The organism is Sphingomonas melonis DAPP-PG 224 (genome assembly GCF_000379045.1).
In the GTDB taxonomy this organism is placed as follows: domain Bacteria; phylum Pseudomonadota; class Alphaproteobacteria; order Sphingomonadales; family Sphingomonadaceae; genus Sphingomonas; species Sphingomonas aquatilis.
Map to the genome: position 1 here is coordinate 65,079 of NZ_KB900606.1, position 20,171 is coordinate 85,249.

The 20,171-nt window shown below is 65.3% G+C and carries 21 protein-coding genes; 4 read left to right on the forward strand and 17 right to left on the reverse strand.

All coding sequences use genetic code 11. The features are described from left to right. Positions 1-39: 39 nt before the first annotated feature. Positions 40-444 (reverse strand): MerR family DNA-binding protein, encoded by a 405-nt coding sequence (locus SPHME3_RS0118790; RefSeq protein WP_101750172.1) that lies wholly within the window; start codon positions 442-444, stop codon positions 40-42. A gap of 72 nt (positions 445-516) precedes the next feature. Between SPHME3_RS0118790 and SPHME3_RS0118795 the strand changes: the two genes are divergently transcribed. Further along, on the forward strand, positions 517-1,284 hold the full coding sequence (locus SPHME3_RS0118795) for a glutaredoxin family protein (RefSeq protein ID WP_017980773.1): 768 nt from the start codon (positions 517-519) through the stop codon (positions 1,282-1,284). Positions 1,285-1,305: 21 nt separating this feature from the next. On the opposite strand, the gene SPHME3_RS0118800 is transcribed toward SPHME3_RS0118795, so the two are convergent. From SPHME3_RS0118800 to SPHME3_RS0118860, 13 genes are all read right to left on the reverse strand, one after another. Continuing rightward, positions 1,306-1,632: a copper-binding protein gene (locus tag SPHME3_RS0118800; protein WP_017980774.1), complete on the reverse strand. Its 327-nt coding sequence runs from the start codon at positions 1,630-1,632 to the stop codon at positions 1,306-1,308. Further along, positions 1,632-4,769 carry an efflux RND transporter permease subunit gene (locus tag SPHME3_RS0118805; protein WP_018251208.1) on the reverse strand — a complete coding sequence of 1,046 codons (3,138 nt, stop codon included), beginning with the start codon at positions 4,767-4,769 and terminating at the stop codon, positions 1,632-1,634. Before SPHME3_RS0118805 ends, SPHME3_RS0118800 begins: the two co-directional genes overlap by 1 nt. Beyond that, positions 4,766-6,265: an efflux RND transporter periplasmic adaptor subunit gene (locus SPHME3_RS0118810; RefSeq protein WP_018251209.1), complete on the reverse strand. Its 1,500-nt coding sequence runs from the start codon at positions 6,263-6,265 to the stop codon at positions 4,766-4,768. Before SPHME3_RS0118810 ends, SPHME3_RS0118805 begins: the two co-directional genes overlap by 4 nt. Next, entirely contained in the window at positions 6,262-7,479 is a 1,218-nt protein-coding gene (locus SPHME3_RS0118815; RefSeq protein ID WP_018251210.1) for a TolC family protein, read from the reverse strand. Before SPHME3_RS0118815 ends, SPHME3_RS0118810 begins: the two co-directional genes overlap by 4 nt. Positions 7,480-8,376: 897 nt before the next feature. Then, on the reverse strand, positions 8,377-8,829 hold the full coding sequence (locus tag SPHME3_RS0118820; protein WP_017980778.1) for a DUF411 domain-containing protein: 453 nt from the start codon (positions 8,827-8,829) through the stop codon (positions 8,377-8,379). A 68-nt stretch (positions 8,830-8,897) separates the two neighbouring features. After that, positions 8,898-9,263 (reverse strand): DUF305 domain-containing protein, encoded by a 366-nt coding sequence (locus tag SPHME3_RS0118825; protein WP_018251211.1) that lies wholly within the window; start codon positions 9,261-9,263, stop codon positions 8,898-8,900. Between the two features lie 160 nt (positions 9,264-9,423). Then, positions 9,424-10,161 carry a PepSY domain-containing protein gene (locus tag SPHME3_RS0118830; protein ID WP_017980780.1) on the reverse strand — a complete coding sequence of 246 codons (738 nt, stop codon included), beginning with the start codon at positions 10,159-10,161 and terminating at the stop codon, positions 9,424-9,426. A gap of 25 nt (positions 10,162-10,186) precedes the next feature. Then, a complete protein-coding gene (locus tag SPHME3_RS0118835) occupies positions 10,187-10,771 on the reverse strand; it encodes a c-type cytochrome (RefSeq protein WP_024310687.1) in 585 nt (194 codons plus the stop codon). A 15-nt stretch (positions 10,772-10,786) separates the two neighbouring features. After that, positions 10,787-12,079 (reverse strand): copper resistance protein B, encoded by a 1,293-nt coding sequence (locus SPHME3_RS0118840; protein ID WP_024310688.1) that lies wholly within the window; start codon positions 12,077-12,079, stop codon positions 10,787-10,789. Further along, positions 12,076-14,109, reverse strand: coding sequence for a copper resistance system multicopper oxidase (locus SPHME3_RS0118845; RefSeq protein ID WP_018251213.1), 2,034 nt, complete (start codon positions 14,107-14,109; stop codon positions 12,076-12,078). Before SPHME3_RS0118845 ends, SPHME3_RS0118840 begins: the two co-directional genes overlap by 4 nt. Before the next feature lie 67 nt (positions 14,110-14,176). Then, on the reverse strand, positions 14,177-14,746 hold the full coding sequence (locus tag SPHME3_RS0118850; RefSeq protein ID WP_018251214.1) for an RNA polymerase sigma factor: 570 nt from the start codon (positions 14,744-14,746) through the stop codon (positions 14,177-14,179). A 10-nt stretch (positions 14,747-14,756) separates the two neighbouring features. Then, a complete protein-coding gene (locus SPHME3_RS0118855; RefSeq protein ID WP_017980786.1) occupies positions 14,757-15,197 on the reverse strand; it encodes a periplasmic heavy metal sensor in 441 nt (146 codons plus the stop codon). Next, positions 15,194-15,463, reverse strand: coding sequence for a hypothetical protein (locus SPHME3_RS0118860; protein ID WP_020486670.1), 270 nt, complete (start codon positions 15,461-15,463; stop codon positions 15,194-15,196). Before SPHME3_RS0118860 ends, SPHME3_RS0118855 begins: the two co-directional genes overlap by 4 nt. Before the next feature lie 127 nt (positions 15,464-15,590). Between SPHME3_RS0118860 and copC the strand changes: the two genes are divergently transcribed. From copC to SPHME3_RS0118875, 3 genes are read left to right on the forward strand one after another with little or no spacing between them, the layout of a single operon-like run. Further along, on the forward strand, positions 15,591-15,959 hold the full coding sequence (gene copC, locus SPHME3_RS0118865) for a copper homeostasis periplasmic binding protein CopC (protein ID WP_026189136.1): 369 nt from the start codon (positions 15,591-15,593) through the stop codon (positions 15,957-15,959). A gap of 4 nt (positions 15,960-15,963) precedes the next feature. Next, positions 15,964-16,890: a copper homeostasis membrane protein CopD gene (copD, locus tag SPHME3_RS0118870; RefSeq protein ID WP_017980789.1), complete on the forward strand. Its 927-nt coding sequence runs from the start codon at positions 15,964-15,966 to the stop codon at positions 16,888-16,890. A 52-nt stretch (positions 16,891-16,942) separates the two neighbouring features. Further along, the gene (locus SPHME3_RS0118875; protein ID WP_017980790.1) at positions 16,943-17,212 is read left to right on the forward strand and encodes a flagellar biosynthetic protein FliQ; all 270 of its coding nucleotides are present in this window, start codon (positions 16,943-16,945) and stop codon (positions 17,210-17,212) included. Between the two features lie 45 nt (positions 17,213-17,257). Here SPHME3_RS0118875 and SPHME3_RS0118880 read toward each other — a convergent pair whose 3' ends face one another. The 3 genes from SPHME3_RS0118880 to SPHME3_RS0118890 all read right to left on the reverse strand — a co-directional run bounded on the left by SPHME3_RS0118880 (position 17,258) and on the right by SPHME3_RS0118890 (position 19,942). Continuing rightward, the gene (locus SPHME3_RS0118880; RefSeq protein WP_017980791.1) at positions 17,258-17,590 is read right to left on the reverse strand and encodes a four-helix bundle copper-binding protein; all 333 of its coding nucleotides are present in this window, start codon (positions 17,588-17,590) and stop codon (positions 17,258-17,260) included. A gap of 89 nt (positions 17,591-17,679) precedes the next feature. Beyond that, positions 17,680-18,558 carry a DUF4396 domain-containing protein gene (locus tag SPHME3_RS0118885; protein ID WP_017980792.1) on the reverse strand — a complete coding sequence of 293 codons (879 nt, stop codon included), beginning with the start codon at positions 18,556-18,558 and terminating at the stop codon, positions 17,680-17,682. Between the two features lie 70 nt (positions 18,559-18,628). Then, positions 18,629-19,942, reverse strand: a complete 1,314-nt coding sequence (locus SPHME3_RS0118890; RefSeq protein WP_017980793.1) for a hypothetical protein — start codon at positions 19,940-19,942, stop codon at positions 18,629-18,631. Between the last annotated feature and the right edge of the window lie 229 nt (positions 19,943-20,171).

The following is a 20,171-nucleotide window of genomic DNA, read 5'->3' on the forward strand; positions in this document are numbered from 1 at the left end:
CCGAAATCTCCTGCTGACCGCCTGGGAGCTAATCAAAGATCACTCAGTCGGTGAATCGAACGCTGTCAGGATTGGGCACGGCCCTGCCGATCCCGAGCCGCACTCGCTGGCAAGCCGACGCAGCGAAGCACGCGCCTGTTCAAGCTCGGCGATCTTCGCATCCAGCGCCGCCATCTGCTCATGGGCGAGCTGGCGCGCACGCGCGCGATCGTCGGTCGCATCCAGCGCCAGAAGCTCACCGATCTGCTCGAGCGTGAAACCGGCTGCCTGCGCCGAGCGGATGAAGCGAAGGCGGCGGGCGTCATCGGTGCCGTAGCGCCGGATGCCGCCTCCGGCGCCAGCCCCGGTCGGCCGGTCTGGCTCGTCCAGCAAACCGCGACGCTGATAGTAGCGCACCGTTTCGACGCCGACGCCGCCCTCGCGCGCGAGCGCCGCGATCGTCATGCCGGTCATGCCTTGACTCCGTACTATGGTACGGACCCTATATAGGCGGGGCGAGGATATTGGAGAAGCGGCATGGCGAGCGCCCCCGCCAAACAGGCGACGATCTACCGGATGGTGATGCCGGAACATACCTGCCCTTTCGGGCTGAAGGCGAAGGATCTTCTGCGCCGGGAAGGCTATGCGGTCGATGACCATTGGCTGATGACGCGGGAAGAAACCGACGCTTTCAAGGCGAAGCACGGCGTCAAGACGACCCCGCAGATCTTTATCGCCGGGGAGCGGGTCGGCGGCTATGACGATCTGCGCCGCTTCTTCGGCAAGATGGTCCGCGACCCCAAGGCCGTCACCTATCGCCCGGTGATTGCCGTGTTCGCGATGACGGCGCTGATGGCGCTCGCCGCCAGCTATGCGGTACTCGGCACGCCCTTCACGGTGCGGGCGGGTGAATGGTTCATCGCGTTCTCGATGTGCGCTCTGGCGATGCTCAAGCTCCAGAACGTCGAGAGCTTCTCGAGCATGTTCCTCAACTACGATCTGCTCGCGAAGCGCTGGGTGCCCTATTCCTATGTCTATCCCTACGCGGAAGGAGCGGCGGGCGTCCTGATGGCAGCCGGCGCGTTGACCTGGCTGTCGGTGCCCGTCGCGCTCGTTATCGGTACGATCGGCGCGGTGTCGGTGTTCAAGGCCGTCTACATCGACAAGCGTGAGCTGAAATGCGCGTGCGTGGGCGGGGACAGCAACGTGCCGCTCGGCTTCATCTCGCTCACCGAAAACCTGATGATGGTCGCGATGGCGCTGTGGATGATCGCTGCGCCGCCCGTGCTGGCGATGGCGCACTGACGCGAAGGTCGGCACGCGTCGTCAATGCGGGCTGATCGCCGTAACTTCTGCCGTCATACCCTTCGCCTTGGCGGTGAATGCGACCCGCTGCCCCGACCGCAGTCCCTTGAGCAGGGTCGGGGGGGATGCCCGGAAGGTCATCGTCATTGCGGGCCAGCCGATCGTCGGGATCGGGCCGTGCTTGATGGTTACGGTTCCACCTTTCGCGTCGACGGCAGTGATCGTCCCCGATCCGCTGCCGGATTTTACAGCCGATGCAGCCGGCCTGCTGCCTTGAGCAAGAGCGCTCGCTGCGATCGGCGTGACTAGTAGCATGAATGCGGCGCGCATGGAGAAAGTGGCTTTCATCAGATCTTCCTTTCGGGGCGGGTTGAAGCTCGCCGCCGCAAGAGCAAGTAGGCGGCTGGCAGGATGAACATGGAGAGGAAAGGGGCGGTCAGCATTCCACCGATCATCGGCGCGGCGATCCGGCTCATCACCTCCGATCCGGCGCCATGCCCGATCAGCACGGGGAACAGCCCGGCGACGATGACAGCGACGGTCATCGCCTTGGGACGTACCCGCAACAGCGCGCCCTCCCTGATCGCTTCCGATACTTGCTCGCCCGACGGTGACGGCCCGCGCTCGGCCAATGCGTGTTTCAGGTAGATCAGCATGACGACGCCGAACTCCGCCGACACGCCGGCGAGCGCGATGAACCCGACACCTGTGGCGACCGATTGCGCATAGCCGAGCAGCCATAATGTCCAGATGCCGCCGGTCAGCGCGAAGGGCAGTGTGCCCATGATAAGCGCCGCCTCGTCGAGGCGACCGAAGGTAAGGTAGAGGAGAAGGAAGATGATCGCGAGTGTCGCCGGCACGACGAGCATCAACCGAGCCTCGGCACGCTGCAGATACTCGAATTGTCCGGAATAGGCGATCGAGACGCCGGGGCTGAGCCGAACATCTTTGCCAACAGCACGGCGCAGATCGGCGACCGTGGAGGCCAGGTCGCGCCCGCGCACGTCGACATAGACCCATGTCGAGAGTCGACCATTTTCCGTCTTGAGCATCGGTGGACCTTCCGCGATCGACACGGATGCGACGGTGCCGAGTGTGATCTGCTGACCCGATGCGGTGACGATTGGGAGAGTTCGCAGTCCCTCCAGACTGTCACGCAGCTCGCGGGGGTAGCGGACGCTGATCGGGTAGCGGGCAAGGCCCTCCACCGTCTGGCCGATCGTCTCGCCGCCGATCGCGCCGGACACAATCTCCTGCACATCGGCGATGTTGAGACCGTAGCGCCCCGCGGTCACCCGATCGATATCGACATCGACATAGCGGCCTCCGGTCAACCGTTCTGCCAATGCCGAGCTGACGCCCGGCACGGTCCTGGCGACACGTTCGATGCTGCCGGCGATGCGGTCCAGCTCGGAGAGGTTGGACCCCGACACTTTCACCCCGATGGGACTCTTGATGCCGGTCGCGAGCATATCGATCCGATTGCGGATCGGAGGCACCCATACGTTCGTGAGGCCGGGCACGCGCACTGTGCGGTCCAGCTCCTCCACCAGCTTTGCCGGCGTCATCCCCGCGCGCCATTGATCGCGCGGCTTGAATTGGATGGTCGTCTCGAACATCTCGAGCGGTGCCGGGTCGGTCGCGGTCTCGGCGCGCCCGGCTTTGCCGAACACGGTTTTGACCTCGGGAACGGTTTTTATCAGCCGGTCTGTGCGCTGGAGCAGGGCCGAGGCGCTCGCGGCCGAAAGGCCGGGAAGCGCGGACGGCATGTAGAGCAGATCGCCCTCATCCATCGTCGGGATGAACTCGCCACCCAATCGGGTCAGCGGCCATGCCGTCGTCGCCAGTACCAGGGCGGCGATGCCGATCGCCGCCCAAGGCCGCGCCAACACGCGGTCGAGCGCCGGGCGATAGGCACGGGTGAGCACGCGGTTGATAATGTTGTCGTTCTCGGCCGGAATGCGTCCCCGGATCAGCCATCCCATCAGGACCGGCACGAGCGTTACCGACAGGATCGCCGCTGCCGCCATCGCATAGCTCTTGGTGAAGGCGAGCGGGGCGAACAGCCGTCCCTCCTGCGCTTCGAGCGTGAACACCGGCACGAACGACAGCGTGATGATGACGAGGCTGAAGAACAGCGCCGGCCCGACCTCGGCCGCGGCCTCGGTGATGACGCGCCAGCGTTCCTCGCCCGCCAGTGCCACGCCCGGATGGTCGTGTTCCCATCGCTCGATCCGCTTGTGCGCGTTCTCGATCATCACGATCGCGGCATCGACCATCGCGCCGATCGCGATGGCGATACCGCCCAAAGACATGATGTTGGCGTTCACCCCCTGCACACGCATGACGAGCAAGGCCGCGAGCACCCCCAGAGGCAAGGTGACGATCGCGACCAGCGCAGACCGGACATGCCACAGAAACAACCCGCAGATGATCGCGACGACGACGAACTCCTCGATCAGCTTGCCCGTCAAATTCTCCACCGCGCGGTCGATCAATTGCGAGCGGTCATAGGTGGTGACGATCTCGACGCCGGGGGGAAGGCTCGCTTTCAGTTCCGCGAGCTTGGCCTTGACGGCTTCGATCGTCTGCCGTGCATTCTTGCCCTGACGCAGGATGACGACTCCGCCCGCGACCTCGCCTTCGCCGTTCAGCTCGGCGATGCCGCGGCGCATCTCGGGGCCGATCTGGATCGACGCGACGTCGCCCAAGGTAACGGGGACGCCGGCACCGGCGACCTTGAGCGGGATCGCGCGGAAATCGTCGACGGTGCGCAAGTAACCTGACGCGCGCACCATATATTCGGCTTCGCCCAGCTCGAGGACGGACCCGCCGGCCTCCTGATTGGCGCGGCGAATGGCATCGACGGCCTGAGTGTGCGTGACACCGAATGCGGCGAGCCGCGTCGGGTCGAGCAGCACCTGATATTGCTTCACCATTCCGCCGATGCTCGCCACCTCCGCAACGCCGGGCAGCGTTTTCAGTTCATAACGTAGGAACCAGTCCTGCAAGGATCGGAGCTGCGACAGGTCACGGCGGCCGGTGCGGTCCAACAGCGTGTATTCATAGACCCAGCCGACCCCCGTCGCATCAGGACCCAGCGCGGCCTGCGCGCCTTGGGGAAGCCGTCCCTGCACCTGGCTCAGATACTCCAGCACGCGTGAGCGCGCCCAATAGAGGTCGGTCCCATCCTCGAAGAGGACATAGACGTAGCTGTCGCCGAAGAACGAATAGCCGCGCACGGTTTTCGCGCCAGGCACGGACAGCATCGTCGTGGTGAGCGGATACGTCACCTGGTTCTCGACGATCTGCGGGGCTTGGCCCGGCCAGCTCGTGCGGATGATGACCTGCGTGTCGGACAGGTCGGGGAGCGCATCGACGGGGGTGGCACGCATTGCGAACACCCCGGCCATGGCGAGCGCGATGGCCGCCAGGACGACGAGGAAGCGGTTCGCGACCGACCAGCGGATGATCGCGGCAATCATCGCCCAGCCTCGCGCGTCATGCGGCGCAGCGTTGGACCATCGGCGGGTTGATCAAAGCCGAACCGCACCCGCTCACCCTTGCGATACCCACGCACCAACGCGGGATCGGCGACGCGGAACGTCATTGTCATGGCCGGCCAGCCGATCGCCGGAACGGGCTGATGGGACAGGGTGACGGAACTGCGATCGATCGCCTCGATGCTGCCGACCGTCTCGTAGATCGACGCGGTGGGTTTCACGGCCGGCTTTGTTGCGGGTGACGCTTCGACACCAATCGGACGCGCATCGAGGCCAGCGAGGCTCGCTTCGGAGTCGATCAGGAACTGGCCCGACGCGACAACCTTCTCACCCTCGGTCAGGCCGGCGACTATCTCGGTTTTGCCGCCGCCTTCTGCGCCAGTGCGAACCTCGGCGGGTCGAAAGCGTCCACCCGGCCCTGCCAACATGACGAGTGTGCGCCGGCCGGTCCGGATCACGGCCTCACTCGGAACAAGGAGTGCATCGCGGCTCCCCTGGTCGAGCGCCACGCTGGCGAACATACCGGGGCGCAACCGGCCGGCACGGTTGGGGAGCTCGACGCGGATTGTGAGCGTGCGGCTCGCTGCCTCGGCCTGGGGCAGGATCGCAGCGATGCGGCCCCTGAAGCTTTCGCCCGGGAAAGCCGCCAGCGTGGCGATGACGGGCGTGCCGATCCGCAGGTTTCCTGCGAGGGCCTCAGGGACAGCCGCGTTCAGCCACACGGTGGCGAGGCCGTTCACCTCCGCCAGTGTCTGTCCTTGCGCGACCGTCATCCCCTGTCGGACGCCGAGCGTCTTGATGACGCCCCCCACGGGCGTGCTGATCGTCGTCACACCTTGCGGTCGGCCGCGCCACTCCGCCGATGCAATCGATCCGGCGGGCATCCCGAGAAGCAACAGGCGCTCTCGTGCCGCCCGCGTGAGCCCGGCATCCCCGGTGCGGCGCACGGCGAGATACTCCGCCTGCGCGCCCGCCCATTCGGGCACAAGGATATCGGCGAGCGGGGCGCCTGCCGGCACGACATCGCCTGGCGCGCGCGCATAGACGCGCTGAACGAAGCCGCCGCTGCGTGCCTGCACGACCGCAACGTTGCGGTCATTGAACTCGATGCTGCCGGTTGCCGAGGCCGAGTTTGACAACGATCCGCGTTCGACCGTGACGATCCGCGCGCCGACCCGCTGGAGGCTGGCCGGATCGATCGCTACGCCCGGTGCGGCGCTACCGCCTGCGCCCTCGTCGGCATAGCGGGGGATCAGTTTCATCCCCATCGACGAGAGACCCGGGCCGTCGTGCCGCTCCCCCGGGATCATCGGATCATACCAGTAGAGGATCTTCTTCTGCGGGGCTGGGGATGCCGTTTGATCGGCAGCCGAGGACGTGCCAAGTTTCGCGAGCCCGAAGCCCACGCCCCCTGCGACCAGCACCAGCGCGCTTACCGCGGTGACAAGGCGGGCGCGGGTAATGGTAGTGTCGCTCATCGATCGGCGCTCCCGAAGGTAATGGTGAGGCGGACAGAGTCTGCGGCGACGAGCGCCTCACGGTCGAGCACGGTCAGCTCGGCGTCGGCGAGCGCGGTCTTGGCTTCGATGGCATCCGCAAGACTCGCGCGACCGGCAGAGTAGCTCGCTATCTCCAGATCGGCTCGCTTCCGAGCGAGCGGAAGGAGCACGTCGCGCGCGCGCTGCCATTGGCTGTGATGCATTTGGTGGTCCGCCAGCGCGGCCTCCAGATCGGCTGCCAATGTGCGCCGGGTTTCTTCGCGCGCGGCCTCGGCCTGCGCCTGTGCGGATTTGCGGGCTTCGATGCGCGGGTTCTGACGCGATCGAGCGAACAGCGGCAGGCTCATCGAAACTCCCGCCGACACCATGTCGCCATACCGGGGGTCACGGCGTTGATAAGCTACCTCTACCCCCCAATCGGGTCGCTTCTCCGCTCGCGCCGCATCCACGTCGGCCTGGGCGCGCTGAATACCGGCCTCGGCGAGAACCATGTCGGAGTGAAGGCTGAGCGCGTCCCGCAGCCGCGCCGGAGCCAGATCGATCGCGGGCATATCGCCGGCAATCTCGGGCGCCGATACGCCGGTCCAGCGAGCCAGCATCGCGCGGGCGCGCGCAACGGCGGCCATCAACTCGTCGCGGCGGTCGTCGAGTGCCGCGATCTCCTGATCGGTCGTCAGTGTCTGACCAGGGCGGACCGAACCGGTCGTCACGGCGGCCCGCGCAGCGGAAGGGAGAGATCGAAGGAATAGCAGAACGGTGTCGAGGGCAGCTAGTCGACGCTCGGCATAAGCAAGGTCGATCCATGCCTGCCCCGCTCCCAATCGCACCTCCCGGAGCTTGGTCGCTTGCGATGCTTCTGCCGTTGCGATCACGGCGCGTGCCTGCGCTTGCGCGGCATGACGCTTGGCAAGGTTGGGTAGGTCCTGTTGGAAACCGACACGCCCCATCGTCATGTCGTCTCTGGATAGGGAGAAGGCGGGTGGCCCAGAGACAGGATAATTCTCGATTCCGATCGACACACGGGGGTCCGGAAGGCTTCCCGCCGCACGTGCATCGGCTTGGGCGGCGCTGACCCCCGCGCGACCGGCAACCGCTCCCGGGGCGTTGGCAACCGCATCGCGCAGCGCTTGGTCATAGGTAAGTGTCTGCGCGTGCGCGGCGCTCGTCGTGAGCGCGGCGACCGCGAGCATCATGGATGCGCGCATCCCTCTAGTCCCTTCATGTCATAATGATGGCCGGGCTCCAAATGGTTGATCGGAGCCCGGCACCTGTTCAGGCTCGCCAGCTTAAGTTGACTGGCCGCCCTTCATTGACATGCAGGCGTCGCGACCGCGTTCCATCATCGGGCACACGCAGGCGCTCGACTGGGGAACGTCCGTAACCCATACGCGACGTGGGGCTTGAAGCGGCGCCCGCGGGCCCGGCTGGTAATTGGAACGCCACTCCCAATGACCATTGCTTTTATTTTCAGATGTGGCCGCCGTCGCTGCCGACGCGGCGAGGCTAGCGGCAAATACCGCCAAGATGAACGTTTTCATGTCACTTTCCAATTTGATCGAGATTTAAAATCGGCAGAGCCGCAACCGGCGAACGGCTGCAGCCTGACACGGCTTGACTCGATCAAACGGTAGGCGGTTCGGGCTCGGGAGCGACGTTGAGGCCGGCAAGTGCCCGGCTGGCAGGCCAGATAACGATTTGAGATGCGATCGAGCGCTTCAGCACTCTTGCCGGCTCCTCAAACGTCATGGGAACAACGCATCCCATTTGGGCGATACACGCCAGCGTCAGTCCTTTGCATGGGTGTTCCGATGACGGATCCGGGGTCGCCATACCCGCGCAATCCATGCGGGATGGGGTGACATGGCTCATCGCCATCTTGGGTGAGAGCGATGGGCCGGCCGCATACGCAATTCCTTGGCCCAAAAGGCCAAGCAACGCTCCAACAAGAAGCAAGAGAGAAAGACGAGCTTTCAACACCCGGATACTATCCCAATTGTCAACGCCGAGGTCAATACGGGTGGTTTGCCGGGTGCCGTAGTGCCGGCATGAAGCGCCGGGGAAGATTTGCCGCTCACAAGACAACCTGTCGTTTAGGCGCCGTGGCTAGCAAAGACACGCCGGCCAGCGGCACCGAACGCAATGACGTCATAGGGCTGGGTTCTCATGCCGGGCACCTCCATGCCCGGTGAGCCCATCGGCATTCCGGCCACGGCCAAGCCGCGCACGCCTTTAGGATGCTGGGCCAGCGCGCGCTTCATGTCCGCGATCGGGACATGTCCCTCAAACGCCATGCCGTCGATGATCGCGGTATGGCAGGACGCGAGGTCAGCGGGCAGGCCGATCTTACGCTGCAGCACCTCACGGCGATCATCGTCGATGATCTGGACCTTGCGGCCGAACTGCTGACGCACCTGCGCCGCCCATTTCTCGCAACAGCCGCAACCCGGATCGCGGTGCATGGCGATGTCGGCCGCGGCCGATGCGACCGCTGGGATGGTCATTAGCAAGGCGGCGACGGCGCCACGAACACCATTCTTCATCATCAGCTCCTAAAAGGAAATCCCCGCCCTGCCGGGGGGTAGGGGGATCGACAGGGCGGGGCAGCGCTCCCTTATTGCGGGCGCTTGCCGTGCTTGCTGAGCCACGCCTGCAGCTCGGCAATATCCTTTTCCTGTTTCGTGATCGTCATCTGCGCCATGCGCTTGGTCTCGGCGTCGCGCGCGTCACGCACCGCAACGCGCGACATGGCGATGGCGCCTCGGTGATGCTCGATCATCTTGCGCGTCCACATTTCGGCCGCGTCGCCCTGCTTGGCCGCCATCATCTTCTGATGCATGTCCATCTCGGCCTGGCCGTAGGGATTGCCGGCCATCATGCCCGCCATGTCGTCGTGGTTCATGCCGGCCATCTGACCGTGGTTCATGCCCTGCATTCCGCCGCTCTGCTGCGCGAGGGCGGGCGTGGCGAGCAGCGCCAAAGCTGCGAATGTTGGTGCGAAGCGCATTATTGATCTCCCTGGGTTCTAAGACTTCTACGCGTGCGAGGCGGCTATCCCTCACCCGGGGTGCTAGAACGCGCGAGAAATTGTCAGGAAACAGGACTTTATTTCCGAGGGCTACGCTCCTGAGCCGCGTATATTATGCCTCGATCACGATGTTGCGACGCCGCGTTTTGGGCCATCGCATGTAGAGAAGCACTGCCCCCCCTAACCAAAGCGCAAGCCCACCGATCGCGAAGGCGAGCAGCCAGGGCGTGTTGAAGTTCTCGTGATTCGTCCAATCCATGATGTGAAGGCCCCAGAAGAAGTCGTAGAGCCGCCAAGTGCCGGTTCGGACAGCCGAGATCCGACCGGTGTCGGCCGCGACAAAGACGCGGGTGGAATCGAGGTCGGCGAACGCGACGCGCCAGGCGGGGAGCGTGCCGCGATATTCGGGGCTGGCGCGCTCGATCCGCTCTACCTTCGCCGCTGGTCGAGCACCGCCACGCCATGCCAAACGCGCGATCTCCTCGGCCTCACGAGCCGTTGGTGCTGGCAGCGCTTGGCCCGTCGCGGCGTCGAACAGGCGCGTTCCCTTGGCTGTCGCGACCTCGGCGACCGGGCGGCCAAGCCACATGCGATAGGTGATGGCCTCGATGGGCGCATCTGCTGCGCCTACGATCGCCGATGGTGGGGCGAACGTGCTGCCGCGGGGAAGGGGCGCCGCGGCTTTGCGGTCAACGAGGTGATCGCCATGCACCCGATCGATCGGCAGGAAGCTCATCAGGGCGCCGCTTGCGAACCATAGCAGGAGCTGCGCGCCGATGATGATCGCGAGCCATTTGTGCGTGCGGCTCGCGAGTAGATGCAGCCTCAGTTTCGCGCTTTTCAGAACCACTCCTCCCTCAACCTCGTCGCCGGGGTCACTTCATACCCGGCATGTCCTTCATCATCTCGTCGTGATCGGCCGGGGCGCTCGCGACCAGTGCCTTATACTGTTCGGGCGTCATGCCGGGGAGCTTGCGGACGAACGCGACCATATTCCAAATTAGGGGGTCGGGATGCGTCTTGCCCCATGCCGGCATGGCGCTGAGCTTCACCCCGTGCTTGATGATCCAGAATTGCTGGGCGGGGGTGAGATCTTGAGCGCGCGCGAGTTCCGGCGCCTGTGGATAGAGGCCCTGGCTCATCTCGGATTTCTCGACGCCGGGGCCGAGATGGCAACCGGAACACATTTCTCCGTAAAGGCCCGCGCCGACTGACACGCGCTGCGCCGATGCCAGATCGGCCGGGGGTGTTATGCCGCGCGCGCGTGCCTCAATCGACCGATCGCGCAGGCGTTCGAGCATTGAATAGACCGCCGGCGTGTGCGGTTCGTCGGCCGCGATGTTATACACGCCAAGGTAGATAAACGCGGCTGCGCCCAGCGCCAGGACGATCGCCAGGGCGCCTACGAACGGCAGGCTCGGGAAGTGCTGCCTTATCGAGCGCCTGCCGTCTTGAGCCATCTGTTCCTCCATCGATCAGAACCAGACACGAACGCCGGCGACGATGCTCTTGGACGTTGCGCGATCCCCATCGGCGCGCGCGTAGCGGGCGGTGTCGCCGAAGCGGCGATCCCATGACACGCCGACATAGGGGGCGAACTCGCGCCGGATCTCATAACGCAGCCGCAATCCAAGCTCGGCGTTGGATAGGCCCGATCCGATCCGGTTTTCCGGCACGTCCTGCGCAGCGAAATTGAGCTCGGCGCGCGGTTGCAGGATCAGCCGCTGGGTGATGCGCTGGTCGTAATAGCCCTCAAGCCGCCCTAGCAGGTCGCCCTTGTTGGACAGGAATACCGCGCCCTCTAGCTCGAAGAAGCCCGGTGCCAGCCCCTCCAGCCCGACGGTCGCATAGGTGCGTTTCGGGGACGGCCCCAAATCCTGGCGGACACCCGCTTGTAGATTGAAATAAGGGCCAATGGTCCGGCTATAGAGCGCCTGCACCTCGGCGCTCTCGATGCCCTCGCGGAAGGCTCCCTCGCCCTCAGACTTGATGAAGAGGCGGTTGATGTCACCCCCGAACCACGCCTCGCCATCCCAGCGATAGCCGTCACGACCGTTGCGGAATTGATACTCAGCGAGGTTCAATAGCACCTGGCTGAAGTTTTGACCGCCGTGATGCTGCTGAAGGTGATGGCGACCCATCGCCATCGCGTCCGCGCCGTAAACGCTGTCGGCCGCATGGTCGGTCGGCAGGGGCGGGGCGGGGGCGTTTCCTGCGGGAAGCGCGGTGCCAGTCTGCTGCACCCCATCGGCCGCCATGCCTGGCATTCCGGCCATTCCCGACATGCCCTGCATGTCGTGGCCGCTGTGCTGGTCGGCTGGCATGGTCATCCCCGGCATCGCCGAATGGTCCATGCCCTGCATCGGCTGCTGGGAGCCCTGAGGGACCGTTTGGCCGTTTCCGGGCATCTGCATCCCCGGCATGGCTTCCATGCCCTGCTGTGAGCCTTGCGGAGCCGCATGGTCCATGCCGGGCATAGACGAGTGATCCATGCCCGGCATGGTCCCGTGATCCATACCATTCATGCCGGCCGTTGGCGCGGCGCGGCGTTTCGTCGTCGAAGCTGATGGTCGCCTCGCAGGAGCTGACCTAGTCTTGGCCGGCTTGCCTTTGGCCGTGGGCTTCACCACCGGCTTCTTTTTCGCAGGCATCGGCATGGTCATGCCCGGCATTGCCGAATGATCCATGCCCTGCATCGACTGAGCGGCGACAGGACCGGCGATGCCGAGCATGGTGGTGGCGGCGAGCGCCGCGGTCAGCCGGTTCATGCCGCCTCTCCCGCGAACGGGCGAACGGTGACGACGCGCATCATGCCTGCGGTCATGTGGTAGAGATTGTGACAGTGGAACGCCCAATCGCCGGGTGCATCGGCGGTCAGATCAAAGGTCATCTTGCCTCCAGGCGGCACGTTGACGGTGTGCTTGCGCGGCGCATGATTGCCGTGCCCCGTCACCAGCTCGAAGAAATGGCCGTGGAGATGGATGGGGTGCGGCATCATCGTATCGTTGACCAACGTCACCCGCGCCCGCTCGCCTTTGCGGAACGGGATGGGGTCGGCGGGATCGCTCAGCTTCTGCCCGTCGAAGCCCCACATGTAGCGCTCCATGTTACCGGTCAGATGGATCTCGAACTGACGCGACGGCGCGCGCACGTCGGGGTTGGGCGCGAGCGAAACGAGGTCGCGATAGGTGAGGACGCGGTGATCCAGGCCCTCCAGACCCTGGGGCGGTTCACCGCTACGGTCCTTCGGCATCGGGGAGATGGTCTGCACGCCCGGCCCCATCTTCACGCCCGGCGCATTCTTCGGGTCGCGCATGTTCATGTTCATGCCGCCACCCGACCCGTGGTCCATCCCGGCCATGCCGCCAGCCTGGCCCGATCCGCCCGACATGGCACTATGGTCCATGCCGGCCATGCCAGCACCGCCCGCTGCCATTTGGCTATGGTCCATCCCGGGCATTACAGCGCCGCCCATCTGGCTGTGGTCCATGCCCGACATGCCGGACATGCCCGCCATCGCTGCGCCTGCCGCGACCGTCCCGTGATCGGTCGGCCCCTTCCAGCCCGTCAGCTTCCAAAGATTGCGCGAGGCGTTCTGCATCAAGGTGGGGTCCGGCCCGCGCGTGGCGACCGGGCTCTCGTCCTTCATGCCGGACATGCCCTGCATCCCGCCCATGCTCCCCATGTCCATGCCCATATCGGTCATGGTCAGCAGCGTGCGCGGACGAAGCGGCGGGACCGGGGCGACCATCCCCTCACGCGGGGCGAGCGTCGCCCGGCCCATGCCGGAGCGATCGATAGCCTCGGAGACGAAGCTGTAGGCCCGGTCCTCGGGCGTCACGATCACGTCGAACGTCTCGGCAACGCCGATCTGGAACTCGTCGATCTTCACCGGACGGACATTCTGCCCATCGGCCTGCACGACGGTCATCGGCAGGTCGGGGATGCGGACGTTGAAGTTGGTCTGCGCCGCGGCGTTGATGATCCGCAAGCGGACCCGCTCGCCCGGCTTGAACAGCCCCGTCCAGTTGTCATACGGCCCGTAGCCGTTGACCAGGAAGGTATAGGTCGAGCCGGTGACGTCGGCGATGTCGGCGGGGTCCATTCGCATCTTTCCCCACTCGATCCGGTCCTTGAGCGGCATTTCCCGACCCGCGAGCAAGCCCGCGAGGGTCGGCCGCTGATAGTTGAAATAGGCGCCGCCCATCTGCTTCAGCTTCCGGAAAATCTGCTCGCCGGTCATCTGGCTGTGGTCGGACAGCACGATCACATGCTCGCGGTCGAACGCGATCGGATCGGCACCGGCCGGGTCGATCACGATCGGCCCGTAAAGTCCGCCCTGCTCCTGCTCGCCGGAATGGCTGTGATACCAGTAGGTGCCCGACTGGATGATCGGGAACTCGTAGATGAAGGTCGAGCGCGCCTTGATGCCGGGGAAGCTGATGCCGGGCACGCCGTCCATCGCGAACGGCACGAGCAGCCCATGCCAGTGGATCGAACTGTCCTCGTCGAGATTGTTGGTGACGGAGAGGCGGACCTTTTGCCCCTCCTTCAAGCGAATGAGAGGGGCCGGCACCGTGCCGTTGACGCCGATTGCGGGCGTCGACTTGCCGTCGACGGGAAGTCTGAAACTGTCGATCGTCAGCGCGATGTCAGTGCCCGAGACGGTCGGCAGCGGTTTGACGATCCCGCCCGAGACAGGCTGCGCCCACGCGGGCATATAGGCGGTCAGCGCCATGCCACCGCCAGCAAGGGCGGCGCCGCGAAGCATCTGGCGGCGATCGATAGTGCGGCTCATACGGTCCTCAAGGCTCTCGAACGGGAGTGTCCCTCTAGCCTTGATACGCAGCTCAGGGCGCTATCCCTCAGCGCCCGCCCAATCGCTCCAGCAACTTCGATCGCGCGCGATAGAGGCGGGTTTCTACCGCCTTTTCGCTGATCGACAACACTGCCGCGGTTTCAGCCTGGCTCAACCCCTCGATCGTGCGCAGCACCAAGGATTCCTTCAATGCGGTCGGCAAGCCCGCAATGGCGCGCGTCACGCGGTCGAGTTCCTGTCGGTCGCCCGTCGCGTCGTCGATCGCCACCTGGTCGTCTGCAATGGCTTCGGCTTCCGGGCCGATCGGTGCGGCGAACGCCAGAAAGCGCCGCACGGTGCGCTTGCGCCCCCAATCGCGGCACTTGTTGATCGCGATCGTCGATAGCCACGCGCGCATCGATCGATCGCCGTCGTAGCGGGGCAGGGCCTGATGCGCCGCGACGAAGGTCTCCTGCAGAAGGTCCAGCGCCTCGTCGGCCTCGCCGACGCACGCGCGCACCATGCGGAAGATTGACTGCCGATGGCGGCGCATGATCTCGGCGAAGGCGGCTTCGCGCCCGGCGATGCTGAGGGTCGCCAGCTCGCCGTCCGTAAGCGTGGTCCAGTCGAGGCTCACGCGCCGAACCTCAACGTGCGTCGTCGGTGAGCGCCTTCACCACGGCCTGATCGAACTGGCCGGTCTGATTGGGCCGCAAGAGCTGGCGCATGGCGAAGATGTGCGCCAGCGTCGCTTTCTGGAGCTCGCCCATGACGGCGTGGCTCTGGTCGACCGCTGCGGCGACGCGCGGCCCGTTGCCATGCTCGGCCTCGATCGCTTCAGCGAGCCGGGCATTGTTCGCCCGCAATTCCAGCTCGAATGCGCGCCGCTGCACGGCGAAACGCTGCTCCAGCACTTCAAGTCGCGCTTCCTGGTTGGCGTCCAGCGCCAGCTTATGATGCAGCACGTCGTGCAGCTCCGAGCCGGGCTGGGCACGTGGCGGAAGTAGCGCCCGCCCCACGAACACACCGATGATCGCGGCGATGAAGCACGCGACAATGCCAAGCAGAAGGCGGATGCGGCCGCTCATTGCACGCCGACGAGCAGCGTGGAGGGCGCGAGCGGCGACACCGGCCCCAAGGGCGATAGCGAAGCCGCGCTGGCTTCCTTCGCGGGCACACCGGCACCGAAGATGCCCATGACGAGCGCCGCAGCGATCGTCATTGCCCCAACGCCTAAGCCGGCGCGCGCCGCTGGACGTGCGGCGACCCGCGCCAGCACGCGATCTTCCATGCCATCAAGGCTCGCGGGCACGGGTGCTTGCGCCAGCCTCATCAATACTGCGTCGAGGTCCATGTCGTTCACTCCACCCCTCTAGCATGGATTACGCAAGCGACGCGCCCATCCCTCAAATCCATCCGTGAGGGGTGGTCGATCGGGGCGCGTAATGAAGGACAGGAACCCTCCTGTCGAAAGGCCCCCTATGCGCCGCCTATCCGTTCTGACTGCTGCTGCCGCTCTCGTCATGTTCGCCGGAACGGCGAACGCCCATCCTAAGCTGGTGTCGGCATCGCCGGCCGCCAATGCGACGGTCGCGAAGCCCGCTCGTATCGAACTTCGTTTCAGCGAGAAGCTGATGCCAGCCTTCTCCAAGGCCGATCTCACGATGGCAGCGATGCCCGGCATGGCAGCCATGAAGATGGCCAGCGCCTCCGCGCTCTCGTCCGATGGCCGGACCCTCGTCATCACCCCGAAATCGCCGCTCCCATCGGGTCGGTATAGCGTCGCGTGGAATGTCGTCTCGACCGACACCCACAAGGTCGCAGGAACCTACGTCTTCGCGGTGAAGTGAGGCGATGGGGGACTGGTCGCTTATCGGCGTCCGCTTCGCGCTCTACGTGACGCTGGCTGCGCTGTTCGGCCTTGCCGCATTCAGCCTTTATGGGCTGCGGGCGCGCGAGCGCGGCGACGCGCTCGCGCTGCGTCCCTGGTTCATCGCCAGCGCTGGCCTGAGCCTGTTGTTTTCAGGCGCCTGGGTCGTGCTGATGGCCTCCTCAATGGCCGGAACGCCGGCCTGGCCGATCGACCGTGAAGCAGTCGGCGCGCTGCTCACCGGCTCTGCGATCGGAGCAGCATGGAAGCTGCGCATGGTCATGGTGGCCCTCGCGGCGCTGGCAGCGCTGGTCGCGGGCGGGCGCGGCATCTGGCTGAGCATCGTCGCGCTCTGCTCGGCCGTGGCACTCGCAACGCTGGCGTGGACCGGACACGGCGCGATGGACGAAGCCGTGATGGGCTGGGTCCACCTCATCGTCGACATTCTCCATCTGATCGCCTCGGGCGCTTGGGTTGGCGCACTACTGGGGCTGCTCCTGCTCGTCTCCCGACCCGCGGCGCGCGTAGACGCGGCGCATCTGGGGCTGACGCACCGCGCGCTGCACGGGTTCGGCGCGATCGGGACGGTTGTGGTCGGCACGATCCTCGTCACCGGCCTGGTCAACGGCTGGATGCTGGTCGGGATCGGCAACCTCGCCACGCTTCCTGCGACGCTCTATGGTCAGCTCCTGATCGCAAAGCTGGCGCTGTTCGTCGCCATGCTAGGGCTCGCCTCGCTCAACCGCTTCCGGCTCACGCCGGCATTCGAGCGGTCGATCGCAGCGGACGATCACAAGGGCGCCCTCGGCGCGCTGCGGACAAGTCTGGCGATCGAAACCGCCTGTGTCATCGCGGTTCTCGGGCTGATCGCCTGGCTCGGGACGCTCGCGCCGCCTGCATCGGCGATGTGATGCGCGGCCGGGGAGCCCTCGCGGTCCCCGGCCGTTCACGGGGCCGCGCCTGATGGATCAGTCGATCCTGCTCGACGAGACGGGGAGGATGCTGGCCGTGGCCGGCCTGATCTGCGTGGTGCTGCTCGTGCCGATGATGATCGTCGGGCTGATAATCAGCATCATCCAGGCGGCGACGTCGATTAGCGAACAGACGCTGAGCTTCGTGCCTAAGCTGATCGCGCTAGGCGTATGTTTGGTGATTTTCGGGAGCGCAGCGACCGAGCTCCTGACCAAGTTCACGGCCGAGCTGTTCGCTGTGATCGCGAGCATGGGCCGTTGATATGCAGATAGCTGCGCGGGCGGGCGACCGCCCGCGCAAGCCCCGCTATGCCGCCATCCGATCGCAGGAATCGGCGCACTTCCGGCACGCTGCCACGCAATCCTCCATGCCGCCCAGGGCCTCGCAGCTCGCTGCGCAAGCCCGGCAGATCTCGGCACACTCGCGGCAGATATGCTGATGGTGGGCGGACTTGCGCGCCATGAAGTCGATCGCAACCGCGCAAATTTGCGCGCAGTCGGCCATGATCTTCATATGCTCGGGCGCGGCGTGCTGGCCGCCCATTTCGAGGCAATGGTTCATCGCCATGTGAAGACAGGTCACATGGCATTCGTGGCAGGCGTCCATGCACGCCTTCATGCCGGGGTCGATCTGGTGCATCGCATTATCTCCGTATGAGCCCCCGCCTGTTCCTAGATACGCGCGCCGCGCGATCACCCCTTGCCGCGATCTCCGTCGTTCGCGGCAAGTTACATGGCCCACCGACCGAACAGCGTCGCAACGATGATGCCCGCGCCAAGCATGATGAGCGTCAACACTGTCATCGCGGCGATCTGAGGTCCGGTCACGCGCGCGCCGGCCGCCATGCCGCTCATCCCTGCCATTGCGTCGTGTCCCATGTCCGGCATCGGCGTGGCCGATTGCCGGTCCGCGCCGACTTCGTGTCCGCCATGCCCCAGCGCGCGCACCGTGCCCATGCCGTGCTTCAAGCGCACGCCAACCAGCCAAAGGTTGATCGGATAGGCGACTGCGAACCCGACGAGTGTCGCCAGCGACATGACGCCCCAAAAGCGGAGCGAGCTGGCGTGCATCGCGGCCATGTCGCGGCTCATCAACACCACCATCGTCGGGATCATGCCGGCCATGACGGCATTCATCGACAGCCATTCGGGGATGAACGACATGCGAAGCGCGCCCCAATAGGAACCGCCCGCCATGTCGCGCATGAAAAGCGCCTGGAAAATCAGCAGTCCGAACGCGAAGCCGAACACATATTCCGCGATCACGTCCTGCCACATCGGCAGGCCGAGCGCCGTGGTGATCGCGGCTGCGGCGATGACGCCGGTTGCATCGCCCGCCATGCAATGGATGGCCGAGCCGAACGCCTGCTTCCAGAGCGGTCGAACGAAATCCTCGTGCCGCTCGTTCGCCGGCTCCTGGCAGGACAGGACATAGGCCGCGGCCATGATCGGGCCACCATAGAGCGTGACCAACAGCCACCCCCATTTCATCACGCGCAGCTCGGGGTTGCGGGTGAAGGCATCCCACGCGACGTAAGCGACCGAAAGGGCGGTCAGCACGAACCACCCGATCAGCACGGCGTCGAGCCAGGGGGCCGGGGATGGCATCGTCACGGCAGCACTCCTCTACATGCTAGAGGATACGCGGCTCTCCGGATCATCCCTTGCGCGGAGCGGGCTAGGCGAGCTTGCTGGAAACGGCCTTGATCGCTTTCAGTCCCGATCCGAACCGCGCGATGGCCTCCCGGTTCTTCTCCAGCTCGCCATAGGGCAGGTAGGATATGTCGAGGTCGGCTACGCGGCTGAACGCGGGCCGCTGCAACTGCGCGCGAACGTCCGTCTCGCGCGCGTCGGGCGCGACAAGGAACAGCCCCGCGGTCGCGTGAAGGTCGCCACCGCTCAAGGCCAGGTCGAGCATCCTGACGATGCCCGAATAGATCGAGGTCGAATGCTCCACCTCGAACGCCGCGGCGACATGATCGCCGGCCTTCTCAAGCCACAGCACGTCGATCAGCCGGATCGAGTCAGCGCCCTTCGACGTCGCGATCGTGTCGGGCAGGCGCTCAAGGCATCCTGCGCCCAAGGGTGATCCGTCGAAGGCGCGGCTGCGGTCGTTCGCGGCGATCCATACGTCATAGCCGAGCGCCAACCCTAGATCGCGAAGCCATGCCTGGATTTCGGTATGGGTGCGCTCGTTCTCGCCCTCGCGCTGAGCGGCCTTGCTGAGCGTGCGCGCTTCCTCGCGCGCCGCCTCAAGCCGCTGCCCCCAGCTCGCCAGCGTCGCGCCGCTCACGTCGAGGGGCGGAGCCGGATAGCGATCGGAGCCGATGTCGAACAACAGACCGCCGATCGCGCCTAAATCATTCGATAGCAGCTCGCGGAAGCGGTCGTTGAGATCGAGGATGCCGGTCCGCATCGCCAGAAAATGCTCCCAGCTCCCGAGCTTCACATTCGCCCCCGTCAGCGCGTTGTAGCCCTTAACGATTGCGGTGTTGAAGGGCGGCACCAGCGTCGGGTGAAGGAAGTAGAGGAGGTTGGCGACCGCCGGACCCAGCCCCTTGATCTTCAAACGGTCGATCGCGTGGATATGGCTGATGATCTCCTCGGCCGTGTCGCAACAGGAACAGGCGTCGAGCAAGCGGCCGAACGCGCGCTGATTGTCGGGGCTCTCGTAAATGTCGGGGATGCGGAGCTTCGGCTTCCAGAGGAACGCATGGTCCGCGCCCTTGAAGATTTGCCGCTGCTCGGCGACGGAATGGACGACGGTTTCGAGCGACGATCCGCGGTAGGCGACGCCGAACGTGCCGCGCTCGATCTCGCCGACAACCTGGGTGATGCCGCGCCGGATTGATCGGAAGTTCTTCAACCGCTCGTCCCAAAGAAACCAGCTCCGATAGGTCGCGCCCTGATCGTCACGCCAGCGGGCAATTAAGCGGCGCACCAGGCCGTCATGGTCGGTGCCAGTAGAAAGACTGTCGATCTGCGCTGCCATATGTCCCCGATTGCCCCCGGCCCGCGTTTGGCGAGCTAGTAATAGACCTAAGCTGCGGCCCTTATGGCGTCGAGGGTGTAGAGCTGGCCCCCGCAATATGAGGGCAACGCCGCTCCCGCGCGTAGATTCAACATACACGCCAGCGGTGCCGACAGGGCCTTGACCCTAACACGGTGTCATACCCTACATGCTCTCGGGTCGAAGGAGTCTTGCCATGAACGACCCTCAT